The organism is Nocardia sp. NBC_01388 (genome assembly GCF_045040085.1).
Classification (GTDB): domain Bacteria; phylum Actinomycetota; class Actinomycetes; order Mycobacteriales; family Mycobacteriaceae; genus Nocardia.
This window is the reverse complement of record NZ_CP109553.1, coordinates 949,686-975,981: the sequence shown is the minus strand read 5'-3', so window position 1 is coordinate 975,981 and position 26,296 is coordinate 949,686. Positions and strand designations below refer to the sequence as shown.

At 63.7% G+C, this 26,296-nt stretch carries 28 protein-coding genes; 18 read left to right on the top strand and 10 right to left on the bottom strand.

Translation table 11 applies throughout. The annotated features are described in order from the left end of the window. Positions 1 to 73: 73 nt before the first annotated feature. The gene (locus OG716_RS04615) at positions 74 to 892 is read left to right on the top strand and encodes a transposase (RefSeq protein ID WP_405136443.1); all 819 of its coding nucleotides are present in this window, start codon (positions 74 to 76) and stop codon (positions 890 to 892) included. A gap of 98 nt (positions 893 to 990) precedes the next feature. Here the strand turns inward: OG716_RS04615 and OG716_RS04610 are convergent, their stop codons facing one another. Continuing rightward, the gene (locus OG716_RS04610) at positions 991 to 2,607 is read right to left on the bottom strand and encodes a helix-turn-helix domain-containing protein (RefSeq protein ID WP_405136442.1); all 1,617 of its coding nucleotides are present in this window, start codon (positions 2,605 to 2,607) and stop codon (positions 991 to 993) included. A gap of 276 nt (positions 2,608 to 2,883) precedes the next feature. Between OG716_RS04610 and OG716_RS04605 the strand changes: the two genes are divergently transcribed. Together OG716_RS04605 and OG716_RS04600 are read left to right on the top strand one after the other, a co-directional pair. Next, positions 2,884 to 3,312, top strand: coding sequence for a tautomerase family protein (locus OG716_RS04605; protein WP_405136441.1), 429 nt, complete (start codon positions 2,884 to 2,886; stop codon positions 3,310 to 3,312). Between the two features lie 285 nt (positions 3,313 to 3,597). Further along, positions 3,598 to 3,774: an acyl-CoA carboxylase subunit epsilon gene (locus OG716_RS04600; RefSeq protein ID WP_405136440.1), complete on the top strand. Its 177-nt coding sequence runs from the start codon at positions 3,598 to 3,600 to the stop codon at positions 3,772 to 3,774. Here OG716_RS04600 and OG716_RS04595 read toward each other — a convergent pair. From OG716_RS04595 to OG716_RS04585, 3 genes are all read right to left on the bottom strand, one after another. Then, complete coding sequence (locus tag OG716_RS04595; RefSeq protein WP_405136439.1) at positions 3,766 to 4,767, bottom strand: NADP-dependent oxidoreductase; 1,002 nt, start codon at positions 4,765 to 4,767, stop codon at positions 3,766 to 3,768. The genes OG716_RS04600 and OG716_RS04595 overlap by 9 nt on opposite strands. 103 nt (positions 4,768 to 4,870) lie before the next feature. Then, entirely contained in the window at positions 4,871 to 5,158 is a 288-nt protein-coding gene (locus OG716_RS04590) for a hypothetical protein (protein ID WP_405139527.1), read from the bottom strand. Positions 5,159 to 5,327: 169 nt separating this feature from the next. Continuing rightward, the gene (locus tag OG716_RS04585) at positions 5,328 to 5,540 is read right to left on the bottom strand and encodes a hypothetical protein (RefSeq protein WP_405136438.1); all 213 of its coding nucleotides are present in this window, start codon (positions 5,538 to 5,540) and stop codon (positions 5,328 to 5,330) included. Positions 5,541 to 5,581: 41 nt separating this feature from the next. On the opposite strand from OG716_RS04585, the gene OG716_RS04580 reads away from it, so the two are divergent. Both OG716_RS04580 and OG716_RS04575 read left to right on the top strand, forming a co-directional pair. Next, a complete protein-coding gene (locus OG716_RS04580) occupies positions 5,582 to 6,499 on the top strand; it encodes an SDR family oxidoreductase (protein ID WP_405136437.1) in 918 nt (305 codons plus the stop codon). Between the two features lie 243 nt (positions 6,500 to 6,742). Further along, positions 6,743 to 7,204, top strand: a complete 462-nt coding sequence (locus OG716_RS04575) for an MHYT domain-containing protein (RefSeq protein WP_405136436.1) — start codon at positions 6,743 to 6,745, stop codon at positions 7,202 to 7,204. An 18-nt stretch (positions 7,205 to 7,222) separates the two neighbouring features. On the opposite strand, the gene OG716_RS04570 is transcribed toward OG716_RS04575, so the two are convergent. Next, on the bottom strand, positions 7,223 to 7,903 hold the full coding sequence (locus tag OG716_RS04570) for a TetR/AcrR family transcriptional regulator (protein WP_405136435.1): 681 nt from the start codon (positions 7,901 to 7,903) through the stop codon (positions 7,223 to 7,225). Positions 7,904 to 8,078: 175 nt separating this feature from the next. On the opposite strand from OG716_RS04570, the gene OG716_RS04565 reads away from it, so the two are divergent. From OG716_RS04565 to OG716_RS04555, 3 genes are read left to right on the top strand one after another with little or no spacing between them, the layout of a single operon-like run. Beyond that, positions 8,079 to 9,044: an enoyl-CoA hydratase/isomerase family protein gene (locus OG716_RS04565; protein WP_405136434.1), complete on the top strand. Its 966-nt coding sequence runs from the start codon at positions 8,079 to 8,081 to the stop codon at positions 9,042 to 9,044. A gap of 8 nt (positions 9,045 to 9,052) precedes the next feature. Next, complete coding sequence (locus OG716_RS04560; RefSeq protein ID WP_405136433.1) at positions 9,053 to 10,000, top strand: alpha/beta hydrolase; 948 nt, start codon at positions 9,053 to 9,055, stop codon at positions 9,998 to 10,000. Between the two features lie 11 nt (positions 10,001 to 10,011). Continuing rightward, positions 10,012 to 11,547, top strand: coding sequence for a class I adenylate-forming enzyme family protein (locus OG716_RS04555; RefSeq protein ID WP_405136432.1), 1,536 nt, complete (start codon positions 10,012 to 10,014; stop codon positions 11,545 to 11,547). Positions 11,548 to 11,901: 354 nt separating this feature from the next. Here the strand turns inward: OG716_RS04555 and OG716_RS04550 are convergent, their stop codons facing one another. Together OG716_RS04550 and OG716_RS04545 are read right to left on the bottom strand one after the other, a co-directional pair. Next, complete coding sequence (locus OG716_RS04550) at positions 11,902 to 12,435, bottom strand: glutathione peroxidase (protein ID WP_405136431.1); 534 nt, start codon at positions 12,433 to 12,435, stop codon at positions 11,902 to 11,904. 56 nt (positions 12,436 to 12,491) lie between these two features. Beyond that, entirely contained in the window at positions 12,492 to 13,982 is a 1,491-nt protein-coding gene (locus OG716_RS04545; protein ID WP_405136430.1) for an MFS transporter, read from the bottom strand. Positions 13,983 to 14,087: 105 nt separating this feature from the next. Here OG716_RS04545 and OG716_RS04540 point away from each other — a divergent pair, with 105 nt between their 5' ends. The 5 genes from OG716_RS04540 (at position 14,088) to OG716_RS04520 (ending at position 17,287) form a co-directional block, all read left to right on the top strand. Then, positions 14,088 to 14,561, top strand: a complete 474-nt coding sequence (locus OG716_RS04540; RefSeq protein ID WP_405136429.1) for a MarR family winged helix-turn-helix transcriptional regulator — start codon at positions 14,088 to 14,090, stop codon at positions 14,559 to 14,561. Beyond that, entirely contained in the window at positions 14,554 to 15,378 is an 825-nt protein-coding gene (locus tag OG716_RS04535) for a hypothetical protein (RefSeq protein WP_405136428.1), read from the top strand. Before OG716_RS04540 ends, OG716_RS04535 begins: the two co-directional genes overlap by 8 nt. 234 nt (positions 15,379 to 15,612) lie before the next feature. Next, the gene (locus OG716_RS04530; RefSeq protein WP_405136427.1) at positions 15,613 to 16,326 is read left to right on the top strand and encodes a hypothetical protein; all 714 of its coding nucleotides are present in this window, start codon (positions 15,613 to 15,615) and stop codon (positions 16,324 to 16,326) included. Between the two features lie 83 nt (positions 16,327 to 16,409). After that, positions 16,410 to 16,568, top strand: a complete 159-nt coding sequence (locus OG716_RS04525; protein ID WP_405136426.1) for a hypothetical protein — start codon at positions 16,410 to 16,412, stop codon at positions 16,566 to 16,568. Next, on the top strand, positions 16,565 to 17,287 hold the full coding sequence (locus tag OG716_RS04520) for a hypothetical protein (RefSeq protein WP_405136425.1): 723 nt from the start codon (positions 16,565 to 16,567) through the stop codon (positions 17,285 to 17,287). Before OG716_RS04525 ends, OG716_RS04520 begins: the two co-directional genes overlap by 4 nt. Before the next feature lie 140 nt (positions 17,288 to 17,427). Here the strand turns inward: OG716_RS04520 and OG716_RS04515 are convergent, their stop codons facing one another. After that, positions 17,428 to 17,655 (bottom strand): AMP-binding enzyme, encoded by a 228-nt coding sequence (locus tag OG716_RS04515; RefSeq protein WP_405139525.1) that lies wholly within the window; start codon positions 17,653 to 17,655, stop codon positions 17,428 to 17,430. 220 nt (positions 17,656 to 17,875) lie between these two features. On the opposite strand from OG716_RS04515, the gene OG716_RS04510 reads away from it, so the two are divergent. Beyond that, the gene (locus OG716_RS04510) at positions 17,876 to 18,898 is read left to right on the top strand and encodes an IS630 family transposase (RefSeq protein ID WP_405136424.1); all 1,023 of its coding nucleotides are present in this window, start codon (positions 17,876 to 17,878) and stop codon (positions 18,896 to 18,898) included. 220 nt (positions 18,899 to 19,118) lie between these two features. Here the strand turns inward: OG716_RS04510 and OG716_RS04505 are convergent, their stop codons facing one another. Continuing rightward, entirely contained in the window at positions 19,119 to 19,955 is an 837-nt protein-coding gene (locus OG716_RS04505) for an SDR family NAD(P)-dependent oxidoreductase (RefSeq protein ID WP_405136423.1), read from the bottom strand. A 129-nt stretch (positions 19,956 to 20,084) separates the two neighbouring features. On the opposite strand from OG716_RS04505, the gene OG716_RS04500 reads away from it, so the two are divergent. The 4 genes from OG716_RS04500 (at position 20,085) to OG716_RS04485 (ending at position 25,373) form a co-directional block, all read left to right on the top strand. Next, on the top strand, positions 20,085 to 21,515 hold the full coding sequence (locus OG716_RS04500; protein WP_405136422.1) for an SbcC/MukB-like Walker B domain-containing protein: 1,431 nt from the start codon (positions 20,085 to 20,087) through the stop codon (positions 21,513 to 21,515). Continuing rightward, positions 21,512 to 22,735 (top strand): TIGR02679 family protein, encoded by a 1,224-nt coding sequence (locus tag OG716_RS04495; RefSeq protein WP_405136421.1) that lies wholly within the window; start codon positions 21,512 to 21,514, stop codon positions 22,733 to 22,735. The genes OG716_RS04500 and OG716_RS04495 overlap by 4 nt, the downstream gene beginning before the upstream one ends. Before the next feature lie 90 nt (positions 22,736 to 22,825). After that, positions 22,826 to 23,944: a Fic family protein gene (locus tag OG716_RS04490; RefSeq protein WP_405136420.1), complete on the top strand. Its 1,119-nt coding sequence runs from the start codon at positions 22,826 to 22,828 to the stop codon at positions 23,942 to 23,944. Between the two features lie 649 nt (positions 23,945 to 24,593). Then, positions 24,594 to 25,373, top strand: a complete 780-nt coding sequence (locus OG716_RS04485; RefSeq protein ID WP_405136419.1) for a hypothetical protein — start codon at positions 24,594 to 24,596, stop codon at positions 25,371 to 25,373. A gap of 147 nt (positions 25,374 to 25,520) precedes the next feature. Here the strand turns inward: OG716_RS04485 and OG716_RS04480 are convergent, their stop codons facing one another. Next, entirely contained in the window at positions 25,521 to 26,135 is a 615-nt protein-coding gene (locus OG716_RS04480) for a methyltransferase domain-containing protein (protein WP_405139523.1), read from the bottom strand. Positions 26,136 to 26,296 lie beyond the last annotated feature (161 nt).

Below are 26,296 nucleotides of genomic sequence, written 5' to 3'. Positions count from 1 at the left end.
CCACCATCGCCGACACCACCCGAAACCACCGGTGCAAGGCCCTGTTCGGCGCCGGGCGCCGCATCCGGCAGCGTTGACCGATGTCGAACGTCACCAGGTCCTGGCGGTGCTGCGTGAGACCCGGTTCGTCGATAAATCCCCTGCTCACGCGTGGGCGGTGTTGCTCGATGAGGGAATCTATCTGTGTTCGATCTCCACGATGTATCGAATCCTGCGTGCCAACAATGAGATTCGTGAACGCCGCCGTCGAGCCAGCCACCCGCCCCGGGCTCGCCCGGAGTTGGTCGCGACGGGGCCGAATCAGGTGTTCAGCTGGGATATCACCAAGTTGAAGGGCCCGCACAAGGGCCTCTATTACGACCTGATGGTGATGTTGGATATCTTCTCCCGCAAGGTCATTCACCAGAAGCTGGTGCCGGAGTCCGCCGTGGCCGCGCAGGTATTCATGCGCGAGGCGTTCGCGGCGAACAACGGGATCGTCCCCACGCACATGCATTCCGCTAACGGACCGTCGATGACCAGCAAGAACGTCGCTCAATTGCTGGTCGATCTCCAGATCACCCGCAGCCTGTCGCACCCGCACGTCAGTAACGACAATCCTTACTCGGAGGCCGGGTTCAAAACCCTGAAGTATTGCCCGGCCTTCCCGGAACGGTTCGCTTCGATCGCTGAGGCGAAGTGGGTTCTGCGACAGGTTCTTTCACTACTACAACACCCAACACCGCCACAGCGGTATCGGCCTGCACACACCGGCGGGATTGATCGGAGTGACGATTATGTCCGGTTATCGGTCAGACACGGCTGCTCGGGAGCCTGCTCGGCACGCGCATCGGGCAACATCGCGAAATGCATATGGATCGTCTCCTCGAACTGGCACGGTGATCATCGATAATCGCCAAACGTAGCGAGGGGATGTAATCCAGAACACGTACCGGCCGCACCAAATCCGATGATCGACTTGTGCGGACGGCACGAACCGGTGGTAGCAGGTCAATCGACGTCGGTGAGGACGCTGCCGCCCAGCCACTGGCACGCCCGCAGCGCGATTTCGATGTCCAGCCGATGTGGTTCGAGAGGACGGCCGATTTCCTCTTGGGCCCGCCGTACTCGATAGAGCACAGAGTTGCGATGCAGACCGAGTTGCTGGGCAGTGGTGACATAGCTGCCTCCGGTCCGGAGGAACGCTCGCAACGTTTCCCGAAGACGGGCGTGAGGTTCATCATCGAGCACCAGCCGGCCGAGCGTTTCGGCCACCCATGCCTTGGTCGCCGGGACGTCATCGCAGAGCAGGGCGACCGCGCCGACCTCGACGAATGTAGCTACCGGCGGAGCGTTGTCCGCTGCGGCGAGCATGGCCTTGTGCACCCGGATCGCCTGCTGGTGGCTCCGGCGGAATCCATCGATGCCGCTACCGGGCTCCCCCGCCGCGACGATTATTCCGAGCGCGAGAGCCTGCACCGCGGCCGCGAACGTCTCGCGTGTGGGAGTGCCCGGGAGAGACAGCCAAGCCCAACCGGTGGCTTGGTCGCGGGGAACGAAGAGCGGCCGATAGGGGCAGCCGAGTTCATCGGCGAGGTCGTTGGTGAATCGAGCCAGGCTGGAGGCATACGTGTCGGCATGCTCCACCTGAGCAGTGGAGACAACCAAGCAGATATGCCGACGGTAGGACACCCGATATCCAAGAGTGGTCTCCACTGCGGCAAGATCGCTGGGGTCGGTGCGAAGTAGTTCGCGAATAAGCGCTTCGCGGGTCGCACTGCGGTGTTGTAGCCAGCGATCTCGTTCTTCTTCGTAGGCTTCGAGTACCAGTTCTGTGACACGATCGATGTAGGCGAGATTTGCCCCAGCCAGGCATTGAGCAGCGGCAGCGAGCAGATTCGGGTCGCTGACCTTAGTACTGAGGACTGCCAAAGCGCGCTGCAGGACTGTGTCCTGGCCGAGCCGATACGCGCGGACGAGCGCCCGAACCGGAATACCGTGTTGGGCCAGGCGACGGGCATATTCGATGGCGGCGGGCGGGGCCTCCGCCCGGCCGATGTCGATACCGTATTGCAGGAAGGGCAACGAGGTATCGACATTGCCCTCGATGCTCGCGCTCAGCAGTTCGCGCAGTCCTTCCTCGCCGCGCAACTCCGAGATCTCACCAGATATCCGCTTGTGGATGTCACGTACCAGCGCGGCGCGATCGCGACTCAGCGCGGCGCCGACCTCCGCAACACAGGTCGCGGTGCGCGCAGCGAGATCCGATGGTCCCTTGTGCCCCAATTGAACCCGACCTTGCCGCAATCTTCCCTCTCTTTTCGGCATCCGAAGACTTTCAGCCAACGGCCGGTGGGCCGTAATCAACGGGGAGGGCGATTTCGCGCTTGAGGATCTTTCCGGTGGGTCCCTTCGGCAATGCGTCGACGATGTGGACACTTCGCGGGTACTTGTACGCGACGACGAGCGGGCGGGGGCGTGCCACACGAATACCACCTTGGCGCCGCAATCACGAAGATAATAGGCCACCTCGCGTTCCTTGAGTAGCGGGTTCATCGGCACCACGACCGCGCCCGCGCGCAGAATGCCGAAGTAGAGGGCGGCGAAATGTGGCACGTTCGGCAGCATTATCGCGACCCGGCCACCCGCTTCCACCTCGTACCGGCCAACAGTCCGGCGACCCGCCGACTGAGGGCCTCCAGTTGCGCATAGGAAATATGTCCACCTCGCCCAGCCGGATCGCGACATTGTCGGAATGGCCGTTTGCGGTGGCCACGAGGTTTTCGGCGCGATTCATAGCCTCTTGCTTTCGTCGGTTGTCGAGGTGCGGCGCAAGACCCTTGCCTCGCAACTATAACGAGGTTATCTTCTATTCGTACTCCACGTAGGCCGAAAGGGAAACCGATGCCGCTCTACCAGTGCTTGACCCCAGCCGGATCGCTCGATGCCGATCGCCGCGCCGACCTCGCGGAAGCAATCACGGCCATCCACTCCTCGGCCACGGGCACACCCCGAGGATTCGTCAACGTCGTCTTCACCGAATACGAGCCCTCGGCCTTCTTCACCGCCGGCCGGCCCAACACCGTGTCGGTGATCGGTGGAACCATCCGGGCCGGTAGGGATCGCGCGACTCGCGCCGAACTACTGACCCGGCTGTCCGAAGCGTGGACCGCGATCACCGGTAAGGACGCCCGCAGCCTGTTGGTCGGACTCGACGAGGTCGATCCGACATCCATCATGGAAGCCGGGTTGATCATGCCCGCCCCGGGTGAGGAAGCAGCGTGGCTCGAGCGTCATAGGCACGAACTCGGGGATTTGCAGTCGAGTACGTAAGACCCGCAACGCAATTCATCCAGGTCGGCGTGCGCGCTTCTCGTACTCGCCGCGGGCATTACATCGGCCGGCGGCGTCGACGCCTTCCAGAATCGCGACCATTTCCGGCAATCGGCACAACGCCCGGCGGTTGCGACCTGCGCCGTGATCGGAGTCCCCGACGATCGTTGGGGAACTGCGAGCCACCCCAGACCTGGAGATGCCGGAGGCGATACATCGCCTTCGAGGGACCGATACCACCGCAGCGCAAGGGCGCCGGTGTTCGGCTACCGAAGTTCGTTGAACATGGTAGCTGTCATCAGGATCATCAAGGGCGCTCCCTCGGACCAGGAGATCGCCGCTTTAGCGGGCACGCTAGCCGTTCTGGCCGAAACGTCCACGGCAACAACGCAACTCGACGTATTGGACACGTGGGCTGCTCGACACTCATGTACGCTCCGGCATTTCGGCACGTCAGTCTAGCGTGACGACGACCTTCCCCGCCTTGACTTTGCCGCTCTCGACGTAGGCGAGCGCTTCGAGAGTCTGATCGAACGCGAAGGTCGAGTCGAGGACCGGGCGGAGGTGACCCGCATCGTAAAGGGCGCCGAGCTCGCGCAGCTGCGCACCACTGGCCCGCATGAAGAAGAACGAGTAACGCACACCGAGCTTCTTCGCGGCCCCGCGGACCTTACGACTCAGGAACGACATCACAAGCTCGAAGGGTTTGGGGGCACCGAGCTGTTTGGGGAATCCGGCGTCGGGCGGGCCGGCGACGCCGATCGCCAGGCCTCCGGGCTTGAGCACGGTGAGCGACTTCATGAGATTCTCACCGCCCAGCGAGTCGAGCACGAGGTCGTACCCGGAGAGGACCTCGGAGAAGTCCTGCTTGGTGAAGTCAATGACCGCGTCGGCGCCGAGATCGCGGACGAGTCCCTCGCTGGCGCCGGTGGCGGTGGTCGCCACATACGCCCCCAGATACTTGGCGAGCTGGATCACGGTGGACCCGAGCCCTCCGGCGCCCGCGTGGACGAGAACCTTCTGCCCGGGCTTGACTTGGGCCTTCTCGACCAGGATCTGCCAGGCGGCCAGCGCGACCAAGGGGACGGCGGCGGCCTCGTGCAGAGTGAGCGAGGCGGGCTTGGGTGCGACGTCGTTCTGGTCGATCGCTATGTACTCCGCGAAGGTCCCGATGCGCAGGTCGCGGGGGCGCGCGTACACCTCGTCGCCGACCTTGAAGCCGCGGACGCCCGCACCGACCTGGGTCACCACACCGGCGACGTCGTGGCCGAGCACGAAGGGGGTCTTGTACTTCAGGAGCTGCTTGAACTCACCGTTGCGGACCATCTTGTCCAATGGATTGATGCTGGCCGCACTCACCCGGACCAGGACGTCACCGTTGCCGATCTTCGGCTCGGCCACCTCGGCGGCACGGAGGCCGTCCTTGCCGTACTTCGCGACGACGAATGCCTTCATGTCTGTCCACTTCCTCGGAGCTCGGCTGGAGGCACCGGAGGTGACCCGGCCATGAAGCGCCGTCCCGGGTGCCGACTCGATAGATAATAACTTCGTTATTAGGCTAGCACAACACGGCCCCCGGCCCACGGCACCACGCCGAGGCCGCCGGCCCCTTCACTGCGGCGCCGCGGCGGAGAAGGGCTTGCCTTCCAAGATCGCTACCAACGCCCGGTGCGAACCGACGAGCCGAGGCAGGCGCTGCGTGCCACCACCGCCAGGGGGCAAAGCCGAGCAGCACCTCCGGATGCCCGATGAAGTAGTCACCCTCGGCCAGCAATCGCAGGTCACAGGCCCACGAGATCTCAGCGCCCATACCGAGTACCGACCCGTTTAGGGCCGCCACGAACATCGTGGAGCTGGTGGTCATCCGGAGCAATGTCTGGTGCGTACGGTCGAGCCGGACAGCACCCCGCCAACGGCGTCCTGCCTACCAGCCACCATCGCGGTCGGCGCGCTCGACGAGTTCGATTCGTCGAATCCGCGTGCGGAGCTGCGTCCACGGATTCATCACGCTGGAATCAGGTGAGCATTTCGCGCAAATGTCCGATCCCGTCCATCAGATCCTGCAACCGATGACGGTGAACCTGCTCGTCGGCATGGGCGACATCACAGAGTTGGCCGATGCCTCCGAAACCGCTGCGGCGCAACGGAAAATCGCTGACCCACTGTAGGTAGTCAGCCACAAGAATCGTGGCGTCCCCGGACAACGACGGGGTATCGCCGTAAATCACACCCGCTTGCCAGCAAGCTATAACGAAGTTATTCTCGACACATGCAACGAAGCTTGGCGGGTCGACGACTGGTAGTTACCGGAGCAGCACGTGGTATCGGGGAGCAAGTGGCACGACTCGCCGTCGCCCGAGGGGCACGCGTGGCCCTCATCGGACTCGAGCCCGACCGGTTGCGCGCCATCGCCGCCGACCTGGGCCCGACCACATCCTGGCGGGAAGCCGATGTGCGCGACGGCGCCGCATTGCGGTCGGCGATGGATGACTGCGCAGAGATTATGGGTGGCATCGACCTCGTCGTCGCCAATGCCGGAGTCGCAGCCTACGGAACGGTGCGGCAAATGGACGAGGCATCGTTCGATCGGGTCGTGGCCATCAACCTGAACGGCGTTTTCCGCACCCTCAAGTACGCGACACCTCATCTGGAGCGCACTCGCGGCCACGTGATGGTGGTCGCGTCGGCGCTGTCGTTCCTGCCGTTGGCCGGCATGGCCTCCTACGGCGCGAGCAAAGCCGGTGTCGAAATGCTCACCCTCGCTTACCGTCAGGAGGTGGCCCACCTCGGCGTCACCGTCGGCGTCGTCCATCCCTCATGGATCGACACCGACCTGGTCCGGGGTGCCGACGCCGATCTCCCTTCGTTCATGGAGATGCGCAGCCGCCTGCCCTATCCCGGCAACGTCACCACCAGCGTCGACCAGGCCGCCGCCGCGATCGTCGACGCACTCGCGCGCCGCAGCAGCCGCGTATACGTCCCGCAAGCCGTCGTCATAACCAACTTCGCGAAGGGCCTCCTGAATTCGCCCCTGACGTGGCGGTGGGCCAAACGCTTCGCGGCAAGAACGGTTCCCACCCTGGAGCGGGAAATCGATGCGCTGGGGCGGCAGGACCAGCTCACCCCCGGAGCGGAAGGCCCGTCGAACGCCACCTCGGAAATCAAGATCAGGGAGGGGAAACGATGAAAGCATTTGTTCTCACTCGGTACGTCGTGCAGGTCCGATGAACAGCCGGCGAAAATTGCAATGGACACTGGCCGTGCTGGCAGCGATACCAATGGCCAGCGCCGCGGGCGAGATCGTTCGCGGTCCGCAGGGAGTGCCGGGTGGTTCGCCGGATGTATCACCGACGGTGGACAGTTCTCTCCGATATGCCAACGTATTCAAGTTCGCGGTAGGTCCGGTCATCTGGTCTACGACCCCACGGCGGTGGCACTGTCAATCGTGATCGCGGTGGTCGCCGCCACTGCGGCGCTCTGGTTCATCCTGCATGTGCGCGGCTTACCCGCGACCTTCGGTGCGGCCCTGATCATGGGCGTCGCGGTCTGCGGAATGCATTACACCGGAATGGCTTCCATGCACGCTCACGATGTGCCCGCAGCCGATCTCACCGGTGTTCAGCCCCTGGAACTGCTCATGCCGCTCATCGTCACCGTCACCTTGGTCACCACGACGCTCATATTGCTCGTCGGCCTCGCCGAGATAGACCCACCGAAGCCACACGAATCCGACTATCCGGCAACCCCTTCCATTCCCCGTTGGCCGACGCTCCCACCGAACCGCGACGCCGAGCAAGGTCCACACACCGCACCTGCCGGGTTTCTCTCAGCGAGCACCCAAAGGGGTGCTGCACGCGTGCGACAGGTTGATGAACTGCGGAGATCTCATTGAGGAGGCACCCGCTGCGGATCAAATCGAGCCGTAAGAGCGCAGTACCGCTTCATGCGAGGTGCGGGCACGTGCCCGCTCGTCACCCAGACCGACCGTGAAATTCACGCCCATCGGCAGCATCACCTGCGTCACCGCATCGTCGAAGTCGGCGAAGTGGTCGGCCAGCTCGAGAGTGATGTAGCCGTGCACGAAACTCCACAATTGAGCAGCGACAACCTCCGGTTCCTGGGGCTGGATCCGACCCGACCCCACCAGCCGTCCACATGCCTCGGTTATGTAGGCGTGGACATCCCGAAACGCTGCCGAACGACCACTGAAACGCAGGCCGGAATCCCCCACCGGCCGGTACGTCGCGCGGGTGGACAGCCCGAACATCAGGTCGTAAAGATGGGGGTTCCGGCGGGCGACCTCACGACATACCAACGCCATCGTGAAGAGATCCGCGACCGGGTCCTCCGTCGCCACAACCCGCGAAAACGCGCCGCCCAGTTCGATGAACCCCTGATCCACGACCGCACGAACAAGCTCCGGAACCCCACCGAAGTGGCTGTAGACGACCATCGTCGACAGCCCGGTCGCCGACGCCACCGTCCGAGCCTTGATCGCGGCGGGTCCCTGCTCGGCCAGCAGCCCGATGGTCGCTTTGACCAGCCGCTCCGGCACGGTTTCCGTCGTCGTATCCGCTGATATCTGCTTCATATTTCCACCCATTCCACAACCACCCCGGCCCAGCGGCCGAGGCCCGTCCGCGTGGCCCTTGCCACGCATCGAGTAACTTCGTTATATTAGTCTGTAACTTCGTTATTGGCAGCGTGGCCAGGCACCCGCTCGGCTCGCCGATCCCCTATCAACATTCACCACGGAGGCAGAGTCGATGAGACAACACACCAAGGGGCACCTCGATATCGAGGACCGTGGCTCCGTTTTGGTCGCGCGCGTCGACGGCGGCCCGCACGGGTTGTTCGGCCTCGAGATCGCCAACCAGCTCGAGGCGCTGGTAGACCGCGTCGACCGCGACCCGAATGTGCACGCCGTGGTATTCACCGGGGCGCATCCCGAACGGTTCGTCAGCCATGCCGATGTCCGCTGGCTACAAGAGGGCGGCGCGGCAGTGCCCTCCGTCAACCGACTCGGTGCCGCCGTCCTCGCGCATACCGCCAAGAATGTGGACCGGGCCCGCCTGGGCCCCTTGGTGAACCGCACCCCGATGGGCCCCGCGGTCGAGCTCGAGCGCCTGCACACGACGTTCCTGCGGATGAACCGCAGCGGTGTCATCTTCATCGCCGCTCTCAACGGTTCGGCCCTCGGTCTCGGGGCGGAGTTCGCCTGGGCGAACGACCTTCGGGTGATGGCCGACGGCGACTATTTCATCGGCCAACCAGAGGTACTCCTGGGCATTATGCCGGGCGGCGGCGGCAGCCAGCGCCTCACTCGTCTGATCGGCACCCACAAGTCCTTGGTCGCGATCCTCGAAGGCAAGCCGTTCACGCCCGCGCAGGCGCTCGCCAACGGGGCCGTCGACGACGTGGTTCCCCAAGACCAGGTTGTCTCGAGAGCAGTCGAACTCGCGGCACACTTCGGGTCACGGACCAAGGGATCGGTCGAGGCGATCAAGAGGGCGGTGTATTTCGGCGGCTCGATGTCGCTGACGGACGGCCTGCACGTCGAGCGCACAGAGTTCCTCGGCACCGCGCTGTCGAAAGACGGTCAGGAACTGATGCTCGACTACATGGAGAGCACTGAAGCCAACGGTGAACTCCCCCTCTACAACCCGGACACCTACAAGCAAGCGCTCGAATTGGGCATCGTGCCCGGACGACGCTCGAAGAACGGGCGGTGAATCCAACCATGGCCACGAAAGAGCCCTTCTCCCGCCGCGATGTCTACTTCACCTCCGGCGACACCAACTGCGCCGGATGGCTATATCTCCCGACCGGCGTGGTCTCGCCACCGGTCGTCGTGCTCGGACACGGTCTCGGCGCGACCCGCGAAATGCGCCTGGACGCCTTCGCCGAGCGTTTCGCCAAGGCCGGCATCGCCTGTCTGGCCTTCACCTACCGGCACTTCGGCGACAGTGGCGGCGAACCCCGCCAGCTTCTCTCGATCAAGAAACAGCTTGCCGACTGGGATGCTGCGATCGACTATGTGCGAGCCCGTCGCGATGTCGACGGTGACCGAGTCGCGGTGTGGGGCAGCTCATTCGGCGGTGGCCATGCCATCACGGTCGCATCGCGCCATCCCGAACTGCGGGCGGCCGTAGCCCAATGCCCGTTCACCGACGGTCTGGCCTCCGCCGTCGCACTCGGCCCAGTCGCCTCACTCAAGCTGGCCCCGGTACTCACCCGGGACCTGGCGGCCATGCTGCTCGGCCGCGCGCCGGTGACGATTCCTCTTGCCGCCGCCCCCGGCTCGCTGGCCTTGATGCACGCGCCGGACGCCCTTCCCGGCTATCAGGCGCTTATTCCCGCAGGCATGACGTTCGTGAACGAGGCTGCGGCACGGGTCATTCCGACCATCGCCGCCTATCGACCCGGACGCGCGGCGAAGAAGATCACCATCCCCATCCTCTTCTGTATCAGTAACACCGATTCCGTTACGCCCCCCGCCCAGACCCTTCGATACACGAGTACCGCACCCCGGGGCGAGATCAAGACTTACGACGCCGGCCACTTCGACTTCTACCTCGGCGATCCCTTCGAGGCATTGGTCGAGGATCAGGTCGACTTCCTGACACGCCACCTCAGCCCGACGCTGACCAGTTCGACTCGTAATCCGAATCGCGCCACATCAAGGTAGGTAAGCTCGCGATGAATTTTGCTTCGCTACCCGACCGCCGCGCCGAACTGGACCCCCAGGGTCCCGCAGTCGCCGACAGGTCGCAGTCGCTCACCAATATCCAGCTGCTGGACCGCGTCCGAGCGGCCGCACAGCACCTGGCACAGCTCGGGATCGGCCCCGGCGATGTCGTGGCCCTCCGGTTGCAGAATCGCGCCGAGTTCGTGGTGCTGCTGTTCGCCGCCTGGCGGCTCGGCGCCACCATCACACCGGTGAATCCGAGCCTGACCGACATCGAGGTCGTTCGCCAGCTCGACGACTCCGGCGCCCGCCTACTGGTGGTCGAGAATGACGTGCCCGCCGTGGGCAATGCCGTGACTCTCACCGTGGGCGACGTTTCCACCGATGTGGTGAGGTGGGCGTTCGCAGAACGACCGCCGTCGTCATCCGCATTGGACCGGCTCTACGACGCACTCGTCGAGTGGGAACAAACGCCGCAGGTGGATTCGTCCGCGCTGGCCCTGCTCATCTACACCAGCGGCACGACCGGCGTACCGAAGGGCGTGATGCTCGACCACGCCAACATCGACGCCATGACAGCAATGGGGATTCAGGGACTGCAGATCGGGCCGGACGATCGGGGCCTGCTGATACTGCCGCTCTTCCACGTGAATGGCATCGTCGTCAGCATCCTCACGCCGCTACTCGCCGGCGCGAGTGTCGTCATCGCCGGCCGGTTCGATCCGCGGTCCTTTTTCGCCCTCGTCGAGCGTGAGCGCCCCACTTTCTTCAGCGGGGTCCCGACGATCTACAGCATGCTCGCCGCGCTCCCAGCGGATGTCCGGCCCGACACCTCGTCGTTGCGGTTCGCAATCTGCGGTGCCGCACCGGCCTCGGCGGAGTTGCTGACCCGCTTCGAGGATCGGTTCTCATTCCCCCTCATCGAAGGCTACGGTCTGTCCGAAGGGACCTGCGGCACGACCATCAACCCCGTCGCGGGCCTTCGACGCGCCGGCACCGTAGGGCTCCCCTTCCCCGGCCAGGAGATTCGGATCGTCGATGACTCCGGCGCCGAAGTAGAGACGGGAGTCGACGGTGAGCTCGTCGTGCGGGGTCCCAATGTCATGCGCGGGTATCTCGGCCGCCCCGAAGAGACTGCCCGCGTCATCGTCGACGGGTGGCTGCACACAGGGGACGTCGGCCATGTCGACACAGACGGCTACCTGACACTGGTCGGACGATCGAAAGACATGATCATCCGCGGCGGTGAGAACATCTACCCCAAAGAAATCGAGGACGTACTCGTCGGCGACTCATCCGTCCTCGAGGCCGCGGTGATCGGCGTACCCGACGAGAAGTGGGGCGAGATCGTCGTCGCCTACGTACAACCGCGACCCGGCTCGAGAATCGATCCCACCGAGCTGAAGGCCACGTGCGCCCGGCAGCTCACCCCGTACAAGCGCCCGACCTCGATCGTCGTCGTGGACGCTATTCCCAAGAATGCGGTCGGCAAGATCGACAAGGTCTCACTGCGGGCATCCCACGTCCGGACTCCTGCCCGATCCTGACAACGCGACCGCTACTACCAGCGGTTCCGGAGATTTTACGATGAACGACGTTGCGTTCCACACTCGCCGACTTCCGCGTTGCCGTGTGAAGTGGGGATCCAGACTGCCCGATCGACAGCGATGTTTCGGCTGCCGTCGACGATGCCCTGGCAGTACTGAAGGCAGCACCATCGAGTTCGCGGCCCTACTGGGCCGGGAACTCGATGGGTACGTCCGAGTGGTTGGCTCGCGCCGATATCGAGGTGACGGAGCTCGGCACAGCTGACCTATGTGGCCCTGTCCCGGCCAGAGCCTTGCGCAGGGTTGAGCAGCTGCGGCGCGGGGTCCCGATCCCCGGAGACCTTGGCGCCGAAATCAGCCGAGGAGGGTGTCCACGTCTGCGCGGATCTGGTCTGGAGTCGCGGTGGGTTCATAGCGCCGGATGACGGTGCCGTTGCGGTCGACCAGGAATTTTGTGAAATTCCATTTCACTTCGTCGGTACCGAGAGCTTCCGGGCGGGTGGCTTCGACGTGCTTGTACAACGGAGACGACGAGTCGAAGTCACCCGGCGCTTCGGACCGCAGGTAGACGTACAGCGGGGCCGCGTCGGGGCCGTTGACATCGATCTTGCCGAATATGGGAAAAGTGACATCGAAGTTCACCGAACAAAAGTCCTGGATTTCCGCTTCGGTGCCAGGCTCCTGCCCGCCGAACTGGTTGCAGGGAAATCCGAGGATTTGCAAGCCGCGCTCGTTATGTTCGCGGTACAGCTTTTCCAATCCTTCGTACTGGGGCGTCAAGCCGCACTTGCTGGCGACGTTCACAATGAGGAGAAGCTGGCCGGAGTAGTCACCCAACGACTGTTCGGAGCCTTCGGACGTGCGGACTGTGAATTGGTGAACTGTCATTTTACGGTCCTTTTCAACGGTCGTGGTTGTTGTCGGTCAAGTTATGCGCGGGCGAGTCACTGCCGAGTCAACACTGGGGTATCAGCCGTGTTTTCAGCGTCGGCGGATGAATCCGCGAGAATGCTGCCAGGGCGAAATCCCGGGATCGCAGCCGCGACCAGAAACGCGACAATGCAGGCGCCACAGCAGATCAGGAATGTTGTGCGGAATCCGGCCAGACTCGGTACGGCGACCGCGCCGAACTGAGTTGTCATGTGTGCCAGCACCATCCCGATCACAGCGCTCGACGATGAGGTGCCGACCGACCGCATCAGGGTGTTGAGGCCATTGGCCGCCGCGGTCTCGGAGGTGGGCACAGCCTGAATGATCAGGGTGGGCATCGCGGCATAGGCCAACCCGGTGCCGCAACCGACCATTGCGCAGAGCAGGGCGAGCTGCCACGGCCCGTGTAAAAGACCCAGGCCGAACACATAGGCAAGGCCGAGCACGACGATGCCGGTCATCAGCGCTGTCTTCGGTCCTCGCTTCCGGATGAGGCGTGCACCGAATGGGGATACCGCCATCATCATCACGCCGGCGGGGGCGACGCACAGGCCGGCCACGACCATCGATTGTCCGAGGCCGTATCCGGTGGACTTGGGCAGTTGCAGCAACTGGATTGGTACGAGTTGGTTTGCGTACAGGGCGAAGCCGACCAGGATCGACGCCAGATTAGTGAGCAGGACCGGAAGACGGGCGCTGGTGCGGAGGTCGACCAATGGCTCGGCAGTGCGCAGTTCCATCACCCCCCACAACACCAGGATCACCAAGGCGCCGATAAAACAACCGAGGGTACGGCCGGTGCCCCAGCCCCAGTCGCCGCCTTTGGAGATCCCGAGTAGCAAGGCGATCAGGCCGGCGGACAGTCCGATCGCGCCGGGGAAGTCGAACCTGCCCGGCGTGCGGACGGCGGACTCCGGCACGAAGACGACGACGAGTGCAATGGCCAGCGCGCCGAGGGCGGCTGCGCCGAAGAACAGGATATGCCAATTGAAGTGCTCGGCCACCAATGCGGAGGCCGGGAGCCCGAGGGCTCCGCCGATGCCGAGTGATGAGCTCATGAGACCCATTGCGGAGCCGAGCTTTTCGGGTGGGAGTTCATCGCGCATGATGCTGATGCCCAGTGGGATCGCGCCAATGGCGAAGCCCTGCAGCGCTCGTCCGATCAACATGGGCACCAAGGCCGACTCCGCGCCGCAGATCAGCGATCCAACGACCAGGAATGACAGCGCGATCAGCAGCATCCGCCGTTTACCGACCATATCGCCCAGCCGACCCAACACCGGAGTCGCCACCGCGCCGGCCAGCAGCGTCACGGTGATCACCCAGGCCGCGTTGGAGCTCGACGTGTTCAACAGCGTCGGCAAGTGCGCGAGTAATGGAACCATCAGGGTCTGAGTCACCGAAACGGCAATACCTGCAAATGCGAGTGTCGGGGTCACCGCAGTGCCGCCCCGTGTGCGGGCACCTGACTTGGGCGCGGTGAGTGCGCACCTCGATGAGGACATGGTCAGCTACCTCTCCAGTTAAGTTGTGTGGGAAGCGTAACTGGTTGTGTTGGTAGCATACATATGATGTGCATCATACAACTCTCAAGGTAGAGAGGTAGGACAGTGCTCGAGCGGTTGGAACTGGAACTGATGTTGATGGCCCGATACCAGGTGCTGACACAGCGACGGCCCGGGCAACAGCTGGAACGGTCGGCCTACGTGCTGTTGAGCCGTCTCGAGCTGGAAGGGCCGCTGTCGGTCCGGCAACTGACCGAGGCGTTCGGCTTGGACACTTCGACAGTGAACCGCCAGACGGGTGCGCTGCTGCGCGCGGGTCTGGTGGAACGGATCCCGGATGTCGGCGGCGGGCTTGCCCGCAAGCTGAGGATCACCTCTGCGGCGAAGACGAGCCTGGCTGCCGACCGGGAACTCTATCAAAGCCGAATCGGTCTCACTGTGGCTGATTGGAGCCAGGATGAGATCGAGGAGCTGGTCCGGTCGCTGGCCCACTTCAATCGTTCGGTTGAAATGCGTGAGGGCCTCAGCTGGCCGCCTTCGCCCGTGGAGGTGACCGAGCAGCCGGTCCGCGATGAGTAACAGTGTGCCTTCGGCCGCACCCCGCGACCGTAGGCTGGACCTCTACCTTCGCGGCCGGGGTCTACGACTGCGAACCCGCCCCGCGTCGCGCCCACGATGTGATCAGCCTCCGAACGCAAGCTCCCGGACGCACCCGCCGTCCGGGCCCGACGGCGGAACGCACCTGGCTCACCGCCTCGGTCACGGAACCGCCAGGACGGTCATCGCCGCCGCGTTCGACCACGCCCACGCGCGTGACCCGTTCGCCGAGCGCACCTGGGTCGTGCTCGTCGACGGCGATCTGAACGAGATCCAGGCCATCAGCGACGAGCCTCGCCGCCGGAGCCGCACGATCCACATCGTTATCGACAAGATCCACGTCCTGGAATACCTCTGGGCCGCCGCCTGGACTCTGCATGCGGCAAACGACCCCGCAGCCGAGGACTGGGTCGCGGCCCGCGGCCTCGAGATCCTCACCGGCAGAGCCGAACTCACCGCTGCCACCATCGCCACCGCCACACAGGGCCTACCAGCGGGAAAACGTGAGGGCGCCGAGACCGCGGTCCGCTACCTGCGCAACCACCTCGACCACCTGCACTACGACGAAGCCCTCGCGCGAGGCTGGCCCATCGCTACCGGCGTGATCGAGGGAGCCGCCCGCCACCTTATCGGTGACCGCCTCGAAATCAGCGGCGCCCGCTGGGGACTGACCGGCGCCGAAGCGATCCTCACCCTGCGCACCGTGATCAAGAACGGCGACTTCGAACCCTACTGGAAGTTCCACATCGCCCAGGAACACGCACGCCTCCACCCCGAAAACTACGGACTCGCAGCCTGATCAACAGTCCCTACGAAAGAGCTACACCCATCTGAGATTGTCGCGCTGGCAACGGTTCTGGCGCCTGGATGTGCCCAGCGGCATGTTCCCGCTGGTGTGGAACGCGATGGCCGGCATTGTGCTGATGGCGCGAATCCTGTGGTAGCGCACGCTGATTCTGCCCGCGATCTTCCCCAGTTATGTCACCGGCGCGATCACCGCCGCCGGCGGTGCCTGGAACGCCGTCATTGTGCCGTGGTCGTGAAGTTCGGTGACACCACTTCGACCGCGACCGGCCTGGGCGCCTATATCGCCGAGGCCACCACCGTCGGTGACGGCCCGCGCATTCCGGTGGGCGTGCTCATTATGAGCGCCTACGTGACCGGCCTCAATCGGCTATACCACGGCACGCATGCTGAATCGCTCTGGCCCCGCCGCGACAAGCTCGTCGTAAGCCGCCTCGAGTACAACGGCATCGACGCGGTCGTTCCGTGGCCGCCCGGGCCGGGGTCGTTGCCGGCTCATCGAACCAGCATGAGGGGCTTGACATGTCGCGTGTGCAAGGTCACGATAATAATATTCCAGGCCGGTATGGTATTTGAAAGTGAGCCAATGGCGTCTAGCACTCCACCGCCCGCCGATACGATCGACGAGCCATCGGCGAAGCGGGCACGGACCCGGCTTCGGGCTGCCAAAACATTGTTCGCGATGTCCATCTCATTCATCGCGTCGCAGATAGTCATCCAGCTGATCGAATGCTCGCTCAACGGCCGCGGTCTAGGCATCAGCGATGCGGCCACCGACGGCCGCTCCCAAGAGTTGGTTCCGGTGGCCGCCGGGTTCTTTCACACTGCAAGCAATCTGCACACCGTCACGGGGAATGTCGTGGCCTTCTTCGCATGGGTCGGCGTCTGTTCGGCAGTCAGTTACGGGTACTACGCGCTACTGGACCGGCTCGGCTCGTTCTAGAAAGGAATTTGAAGATCGTGTCAGCTGCACATCAGGAACAGCCTGTGCTTTCCGAAACCGTAACGCACTCAACAGGATCAGGCATGGCCATCCTCCATGACGAGCGGCTCACCTCGGATCCGTCATCGGTCCGCTTCCTGCGGTTTCTCACCGCACTGGCAATCGTTGCGATGTTTGGCGTCGTCTCCGGCGGCACGCTTTACCTCATCATCGCCATTGTGAAATACGGCATCCAGCGGTGAGTGCACTACAGCCAAGCCCCGGAGTGGTGACGGTCCCGGACGAGCTATCGAAGAAGATCAAACGTGCCGAAAGACTGCTGCTCGTTGGGGCGCTACTTGTCGGCTCCCAGGTCTCGGGGCCCATCGGCGTCGCGGTCTTGGCTTACGGATTCATCCTTACTCGGAAGGTGGAAAAGCTCGGTTTCCCGATACGGCCGTGGCCCGTCACCATCATGGGCGTTTTCTGTCTCGTCGATGCCGGCATCAACATGTTCGGTTGGGCACTCGCCACACTCCCCCATGACGCGATCTTCAGCAGGACCTGGTGGTACTTCTACGGACGCGATGTCGATGCCGCGTACTTCTACGGATTCAACTCGCACGCCGTGACCGGCGGAGTGGCAGTCACCAGTGAGGCCGTGCTGATGTATGCCTCGGTGTTCCTCCTTTTTCCGATGCGAATCGCCGGCGCGTGGGCCTTCCTGAAGCTCAAGCGATGGGGATTCCAGGTCATGATCGTCACCGGTTGGATGTATGCGTTTCTGTGGGTGGCATACACCCTTCAATTCACTTTCCAGCCGGGGCGTTATCAGACGACGTACGGGGTGTTCGCTTGGTGGTTCATAAACTGCTGGTACATCACGCCGTTCATCATGCTGCCCTGGCTCTACATCGTTAATCGCAAACTGTGGCGTGACGACGATGTCAACCAGGGCCAGGCCGTGGCCAGCACCGTTTGACGGAGATCCGATGCTGGTCGTCCGGTAACGGCACGGCCAGCATCGGTCCTGACATGCACGCCGACATGATCAAATCCAATGTAATTCAGTGTGATTCGCCTCAACGATCAATTGCCGCACTCCAGGCCCAACGTCCCCTTCTAGTGCCACTCACGGACCAGGTGCTTGCGCACCTTCCCTGTGCTCGTCCGTGGCAACTGGTCGACCACGACCCATTCAGTCGGCCGCTTGTAGAAACTGAGCCGCTGCTCGGCAAGGGCCGACAGCTCGCTCACATCCAACACGACGTCGGCCACGGGTATCACTGCGGCGATCACACGCTCACCGAGCCTGACGTCCGAAACACCGACGACTGCGACCTCCGAGATCGACGGGGAGCTCTAGTGCGGTGACCGGCAATGTTCGCCGGGGTGGGTGATCAAGTGTTGATTTCGCTGCGGGGTCGCTGCCGCAGGTGCAGGCTCGCAGGTGGATATCGATTCGCGATCGAGGTGAACCACCATGTCAGAGCCGGTTCGAGCGCGTCGGCTGACCGACGCCGAAGGCCAACGGCTGCAACAAATCGTACGACGCGGCAAAGGAAACACGGTGCGATGGCGTCGAGCATTGATCATCATGGCCTCGGCGTCGGGGAACACGGTGCCGGCCATCGCGCGCCTGGTGGCCGCGGACGAGGACACCGTGCGCGCGGTGATCCACACCTTCAACCAGAAGGGGCTGGCGGCGCTGGACCCTCGGTGGGCGGGCGGCCGTCCCCGCCGGATCACCGATGACGACATCGACTACCTCATCGAGACGGCCACTACCCGCCCGGAAACCCTCGGGCGGCCCTTCACCCACTGGAGCCTGCGCAAGCTCGCCGCCTACCTGGCCGAGAACACTGTTCGGGTGGTGCGGATCGGCCGCGAACGACTGCGAGTGTTGTTGCACGAGAACGGAATTACCTTTCAGCGCACCCGTACCTGGAAGGAATCGAGGGACCCGGACAAGGACGCGAAACTCGACCGTATCGACGAGGTCCTGACCCGTCACCTGGACCGATGTTTCGCGTTCGACCAGTTCGGGCCGCTCTCGATCCGGCCCGCCCACGGGGTGTCGTGGGCACGGAAAGGGAAACCTGATCGGCTGCCGGGCACCTACCACCGCATCCGCTACTTCCACGGCTGCTACAGCCTGAGCGAGGACCGGTTGTGGGGCATCACCCGCCGCCGCAAGGGTGGCGACCACTCGCTCGCGGCCTACCGATCGATCCGGGCGACCCGTCCCGACGGTGACCCGATCTACCTGATCTGCGACAACCTTTCGGCCAACAAGACACCCCGAATCCGTTCCTGGGCAACACAAAACAATGTCGAGTTGTGTCTTACCCCGACCAACGCGTCGTGGGCCAATCCGATCGAGGCCCAGTTCGGGCCGCTACGCACCTTCGTGCTCGGCGACTCGAACCACCCCAACCACACCATTCTGGCCGAGAAGCTGCAGGCCTACCTGCGCTGGCGCAACGCCAACGCCCGCCATCCCGACGTCCTGACCGCTCAACGCCGCGAACGCGCCCGCGTCCGCAGCGAACGCCAGCAACGCTGGGGCAGAGGACGAACCCACGCCGCTTGACCCGTATGAGTTCGTGGTCACCGCACTAGACTGCTTGTTCCACCTCGACAGGATAAACATTCAGACCTCCCCGGATGACAACCTCACGAATACGACCCCTGAACGTGACGTCCCCACCAGGGTCCATCGCGCAGAGATCGCCGGTGCCACGCCATCCTTCGTCGTCGACCGCAGAATCGAGTTCCCTGCGGCTTCCTCCCGGGAAGTTCGGCAACGACGACTAACGGTTCTCGAGTTGCGCGAGGGCTTGCCGCACGGCGGCATCGCGCGCGAGTTTCGCGTCGACGATCGGCCCGGCTATTCCGCGAAGGGCGGCGATAGGCCGCCAGCGCCCGGGGACGGCGATGGAGCGGCGCCGACGTTCCAGCCCGTCGGCGATCGCGGTGGCTGCGGTTTTCGGCTGAATGCGTTTGAGGACGAACTTGGGCATCGCGGCAAGCAGGGCGGTCACATGGGGATCCGCGTCCACGCCCTGACGGATCATGTCGGTCTCGATGAGTGAGAAGTAGGCCGTCATGGCGGACGCGCCGTGGCTCGCCAGCTCGACGCCGAGGCCCCGGCCGAGTTGTTCGACAGCGGCTTTACTCATCGCGTAAGGGATGGCGCCGGATCCATTGAGGTAGGCGAATACTGAACTCACCACCACGATCTGTCCGCGGCTGCGGATCACCGAATCCAGGGTGGCCGACACCGTGTTGACGGCTCCGTTCACGTTGACCGCCAGCACACCGGCCACCTGATCGGGGTGCAGCACGCGCATGGTACCGCCACGCCCGAGCACACCGGCGTTGGCGATCACGACATCGATACGCCCGAACTCCTCGTGCGCTCGGCGCACAACTTCCTGGACTGAATCCAGTTGTGTGACATCACATTTCAGCGCCAAGGCTCGACCGATCGGCAATGTGGCCACAACTTGCTCTGCCGCGGGCAGATCGATATCCGCCAGCACCACCCGCGCACCGCGCTGAGCCAGGACGGCGGCGGTGGCCGCACCCAACCCGCGACCGGAACCGGTGATCAGGACGACCTTGTCGGAAAGTGAATAGCGCGTCATACCACCACTCCTCCGCGGATTGCGGGCAAGGGGAGGGCCCGAACGCCCGGCGATGGGTGATGGCACGTCAAAGTCTGATACATGTGATGCACGCTACAGCTAACTATACGAACTGTATAGTGCTCATCGGTGGTCGAGCACCGCGATGCCGTACAGCGTCAACAGGCCGCGCGCCCTACCACGCTCCACCACACCTCACTGATTCCGGCGGTGGCCGACGAGTCGTCGAGGCCCGTTGTGCCACGCACGGCTCGCCTCGTCGAGTCGTCCGGCGCCGTCGAGGAACTCAACAGGGAACTCGAGGAAAGCACCGCAGCCCTCAAACGAGAGCGGACGCGTCTCGAAGAGATTCGCAAAGACCTGCGCACGCTGGATATCGACGTCACGAAGGCCGAAGGCAATCGCGACACCGCGGGCGCCGATGTCGATAAGCGAACTGCTGATTTGCGTACGGCGAGCGCTGTCTTCAATGCAAGATTGCGGCTGCCCGGGCCGGTGGCAGCGGCTACCGAGACCGAGCTCGCCACCATCGCACACGATGCGGACCCAGACCACGCGCGGCAGCTCGCTCGGGCCGCGCTGACAACGCTCGGCTCGCACAAGCCGTTCACCGTCAACCAGTTGTTCAATGCACTCACCCGTTTCGGCGCGGACACCACCGGGCAACTCGATGTAACCCAGCGGGTCGACCACGACGTACACCTGGTGCATATCGAGGGCGCGGAGAACCACCACGATTGCGCGGGGGTGCTGTCCTATCTGGAACGCCAGGTCGAACAGGGTCGTCAGGCCCTCACCCATCGGGAGCGAGAGGTATTCACGGAGTTCATCCTCGGCACTGTCACCGATGAGTTGCGTCGCCGTATCCAGCAGGCAGAGGTGTTGGTGCAAGCCATGAACGACAGCTTGGCGGGAGCCCGGACCAGCTATGGCATCGGGGTCAGCATCGCTTGGGTCCTGGACCGGCAGGACCTCGATTTGCAGCGGCTACTGGAACTGGTGCGGATCGCCGACCCGGTGCGATCCGAGCAGGACAACGACGAACTGATCACCCTGGTGCGTGATCGGGTCGAGCTGCTGCACGCCGCCGACGCATCGGCCGGCTACGCCGCACACCTGCGCACCGCACTGGACTATCGGTCCTGGCACGGCATCGAGGTGACCATCCTCGGACCCGAGCCGAACCAGCGCCGGCAAATCTCTCGGCGCGCCAAGATATCCCAGGGCGAGACGCGGTTCGTCTCATATGTGACGCTGTTCGCCGCGGCCGATGGCTACCTGTCGGGACTGCCCGAGGCAGACATAGCTCTGCGCCTGGTGTTGCTCGACGATGCGTTCGCGAAGGTCGACGAACGCGCGGTTGGCGAACTGATGGGTCAGCTGGTACGCCTCGACATAGATTTCGTCATGACCGGACATGCGTTGTGGGGCACCGTGCCAGAGGTTCCCGCACTCGATATCTACGAGATCCGCCGTATCGGTGGCAGTGCTGTGATCCCGACCTGGATCCATTGGGACGGCCGGAACCGCACCTACATGCATGCGGTCGGATCGACATGACCCTCCCCCGCGAGCTGCGCGCCTACCTTGGCGATCCGAACCTGACCGAGCTCTGGAGCAGACTGCGAAATCGCCTCGAAGGCAATGGTCATACGATCGAGGGATCGATCCGAATCGAGCTGAGCGATATTGCGGCGCAATATCTCTCGGGACTGCTGGGGGATCGCATACGACCGGGTCGCCGATCCGTCTCGCTTCCGGAGATCGACGCGGCCCTGTTACGCAGCGCCGCCGGGCGCGGACTTGTGACCGTGGTTGCCGAACTCACCGGTTCCCCGCTACGAGACCTCCCCTCCGAACGTCTCGCCCGGCAGTCGACTGTCACCGAGTTATGGTCGAACGTAGAACGCTCCCTGGAGAACGGATTCGCCGACGCGGCTTGGGCCCGAGCGCTGGTGCGTTGGCTGCACACTTCCGGGCTGCTGGTTCGAGCGGGCGAACGAGCGAACAATGAGTTCGACACTGCCATGCGAGCTTTGGCTGCCGTGCTGGGTCCGGACTCGCGGCCCTGCATGCTCGCAGAGCTCGCGGCCACTCTCACAGGGGACGCCCATGCGCTCGACAATGACCGCCTCGCGGGCCGACTTGCCCTGCGCGGCCTCGGATCAGCCCTCGAGCTTCCTGAACCACTCACTCCACGCGACCGGATAGCAGCGTGGGAACACGTATACGTCTCTGCAGATACAGTTTCGGGCACCGTCCTGACTTGGAACCTACGCCCGCCCGACAGCGATCCCCGGTCGACGATGATGAGGGCCCGCGCCGACCTCGGCTTGGTCACCCACCTCACTCTGGCGGAATTGAACGATACCGCAGCACCTTTGGCACAATCAGGAACCACAATCTCTGCCTGCGAAAACCCCCAGGTACTGCAACGTGCCGCCGAAACGGGTGTGCGGCAACCGCTAGCGTGTTTCAGCGGCAATCCGTCATCCGCGGGAATGCTGCTCGCGGAGCGCATTTCCATCCGATATCACGGCGATTTCGACTGGCCCGGCATCGCCATCGCGGCCCGACTATTCGCCGCCGGAGCCCAACCCTGGCGAATGGACGCATCGCATTACGTAGCAGCCGTAGGTTCCGGCATACCCCGCATTCCTCTCACGGGACGCCCGATCGAGACACCATGGGATACCCGGCTCCAGTCCGAGATGATGCATTACGAGCTGGCCGTACACGAGGAATCAATACTCGACTACCTGCTCGCCGATCTGGATTGAACGTCCGCGAGACAGTCCGTCCCACGATCGCCATCGCTTGACGCGATGACTATGTCACCATATTGTTATGTCATGCTATTTCCCACGCCTGTGCTGACCGCTGCCGATGGCCGCGTCCTGGCCGAGGTGGACCGGATGCGCGACGAACTACGCCATGAGCTTCAGGCCAAGCGTGGCAAATGGGCAGGCGGCCTGCGTAAGTTCCTCACCGCGGACGCTGTAGCCGCGTCGAACTCCATCGAGGGGTTCAAGGTCTCCACCGTCGATGTGGAGGATCTGATCGCAGGCGAGCGCGATGTCGAGGTCTCCGAGGAGAACAGGGCCGAGACGCTCGCCTACGAGCGGATGATGACGTATATCCAGACGCTGCACGATGTCGACGATTTCACGTACAGCAAAGGCTTCCTCAATGCACTGCATTGGATGCTGCAGGGGCACCGGCACACCGAACGGCGCCCGGCCGGGCAATGGCGACCCGGCCCCGTCTACGTGACCGACGCCCGCGACCCGAGCATCGCCGCTTACACCGCCCCCGACGCCGACCACGTGCCGGCATTGACAGAAGAACTAATCGACTGGCTCAACACCGACGACGGCACACATCCGCTCGTGCGCGCGGCCATGGCACACCTGCACCTTGTATCCATCCACCCCTGGGCCGACGGCAACGGACGCCTGTCCCGATCACTGCAAACATTGATGATCGCGCGGGAAGGTGTTCTCGCACCTGAGTTTTCGTCGATCGAGGCCTGGCTCGGCAGGCCCGGTAACACATGGGAGTACTACCAGGTCCTAGGCCGCCGCGGCCACACCTACCGACCGGATCAGGATGTGTCCGAATGGATTCGGTTCAACCTGACCGCCTACCACCAGCAAGCCCAAACGGTGCACGCCCGCTGGGTTCGGTCCGGCACGGTCTGGGCAGAGCTCGAAGAGTACGTCGCGGGCATCCGCCTCGACGAACGCGTCATCAGCGCACTGCACGATGTCGCGATGTCCGGCAGGGTCCGGCGAACCCGTTACGAACAATCCGAAGGGCTCAGCCTGCAACAAGCGCAACGCGATCTACGCGACCTCGTCGCACTCCGCGTCCTCGAACCGGTCGGCAAGACCCGAGCCCGCTTTTACACCGCCGGACCGGCATACCCGCCGGCAGCATTGGAAATCGCCGGTACCCCAACCACTCTCGAAAGCCCTTACGAGCGGTAACGACGATGGTAGACCCACCATTCTGCGGCCATCCAGCGATATCGAGCCACACCGGGAATCCGAGAATCTATGGACCAATCGTGGACCAACCGTTCCGCGAGAAGCCTTGTTGTGGACCGATTGTGGACCACCCGATCTGCGCGCAGCACCCGTGAGCAGCCGGTATGCTCGATATGCGCGCGGGAACAACGAGCTTTCCGTGCGTGAAATGTCCTTATCGGGTACGTACATTTGACTGGGGGGGTCAAGTGGTCGCAGGTTCAAATCCTGTCAGCCCGACAGGTTCGCAGGTCGGAGCGGGTTTCCCGCTCCGACCTGCTGCTGTTTGCGGGGCCAGATCCTGGGCATTTGACCGCTAGCCGAACCAACACAAATCGCGCTGACCAGGCATTTCTTCCCACGTAGCGCACTTGACCCGCTGTCAAGTGCGCTGACGACGAAACGCTTTCTGCTACTTCAGCTTTCGCGTCTTATGGGTTGTCGTGGTGCCGTTCGAGTTCACGGCGATATGGCGTCAAATCGAGCATTCCACCAGGTGGGGTCGCTATTCTCCACCGAGCGGTCACCACTGTTTTGTGGACCGATCGTGGACCAGCGCTGGTCCACGATCGGTCCATAGGCGTTTTGAGCGGACGCGGGCGTCAATCCGATGGGGCGAGCCACCGGGCTCATCCGGGTGCGTTATCGGGCAAATAAACGTGCTTTAAAGACACAATGTTCACCATTTATCGGTATCCCTGATGTGATGTTCCAACCGAAATTCACGATCAGCCCTGCCGCCGCGATCTCGCTCATGGCTATCGAGGCCGACCGCCAGGCGATCATGGAACTACCGATCAACGTCGACGTACTCGCCGGCCTCCGAGAGACCGCACGGCTGGCGGCGACGCATTACTCCACCCAGATCGAGGGAAACCGGCTCACCCAGGCACAGGTCGCGGAAGCCCTTGCCGGAGCCCATTTCCCAGGTAGAGAGCGCGACGAGGCCGAGGTCCGCAACTACTACCGCGCCCTCGAACACATCGAATTCCTGGCCGTCGAAGGCGGCTCGATCAACGAGCTCGAACTCCGGCGGGTCCTCGGATTCGTCGGCTTCCTGAACTTCTTCTGCGACAGCATGGCCCAGACACTCGGCTCGGTACGCGCCCGAGCCACCGACGTCGCTCAAACACCGGGTAACCGCCATGCCGACGACGCCGCGGCGCTACGACAGCTCGACCCTCGCCAACGACGGGCCCTGGAACTGTTCCGCGACAGCGCAGTAGTCACCAGCTCCGACATCGCCGCCCACCTCGGCATCAGTCCACGCACCGCAAACACCTTGATACGCAGCTGGATAGATGACGATTTCCTCGAAGTCGACGACCCATCCAAAAAGAAGCGCACCTACCGCCTGCGCCCGCAATACGAGCGACTGGTCAGCCCCTAGCTGGCCACACCACAGCCTTGGAACGCGGGAAGCACGATGGTGCAGAACATCTTGAAGAGCAAAGATGCAGCCGTGTCCGGACGCCTAGTCAAATGACCGCACCGGCGCGGGCAGTCGGCCTGCGATGAGGGGGCATCACGCCCAGACTCAGACCGCACACATCGCAACTACGAAACGCCCGCTCACTGTTATAGATTCGATCAAACGAAGGCCCGCGACCTCGGCGAGCCCGCCGATCATGTTGGCGCCCACGCGGGCCCATAGATGCCACGCGCTCACCATGCGATCGCTCTCCCACCGCACGGACTCCGCACCGATCTCCCTCTGCGGGGAATCAACTTCCGCGATAACGAGTCCGCCGGGAGCGAGCAGTTCTCTGGCTCGGCGCAGCATACGCACCGGGTCACCGCCGATGCCTATGTTTCCGTCAGCTAGCAGCACTCGTCCCCATCCGCCCTCGGCCGGCAACGGTGCGAATACGTCACCGCGAAGCGCGATTCCGCCGCGGCGAGTAGTCATCTCGACTGCGGCCGCGGACAGATCGACACCGAGAGCGGGAACCCGGCGCGTAGCCAGTTCTGCCGTGAACCGGCCTGGACCGCATCCCAGATCCAAGGTCGGCTCGGTGCAGCCTCGCAGTATTGTCGCGTCGGCAATACGGTCGGCCGGCGTCGATACCTCGCCGCCGAGCCATCGCCCAGCGGGAATCAGTCGACGGTGGCCGCGGGAATCGACGATCCAGCAGCGCCGTCCCGACGACATGTGCCCGTAGAGTTCGTCGATGGCAACCTCACGTTTCGTGTGAGTTCCCGCGGCGGCCAAGCATCCGTGTCCTATGCCGAGTGACGATTCTGGATGCGTGTCACGCAAGGGCACCGATCTCACTCGAACCCCTCCGCCCGTGCCGTATGAGACGGCTGAAT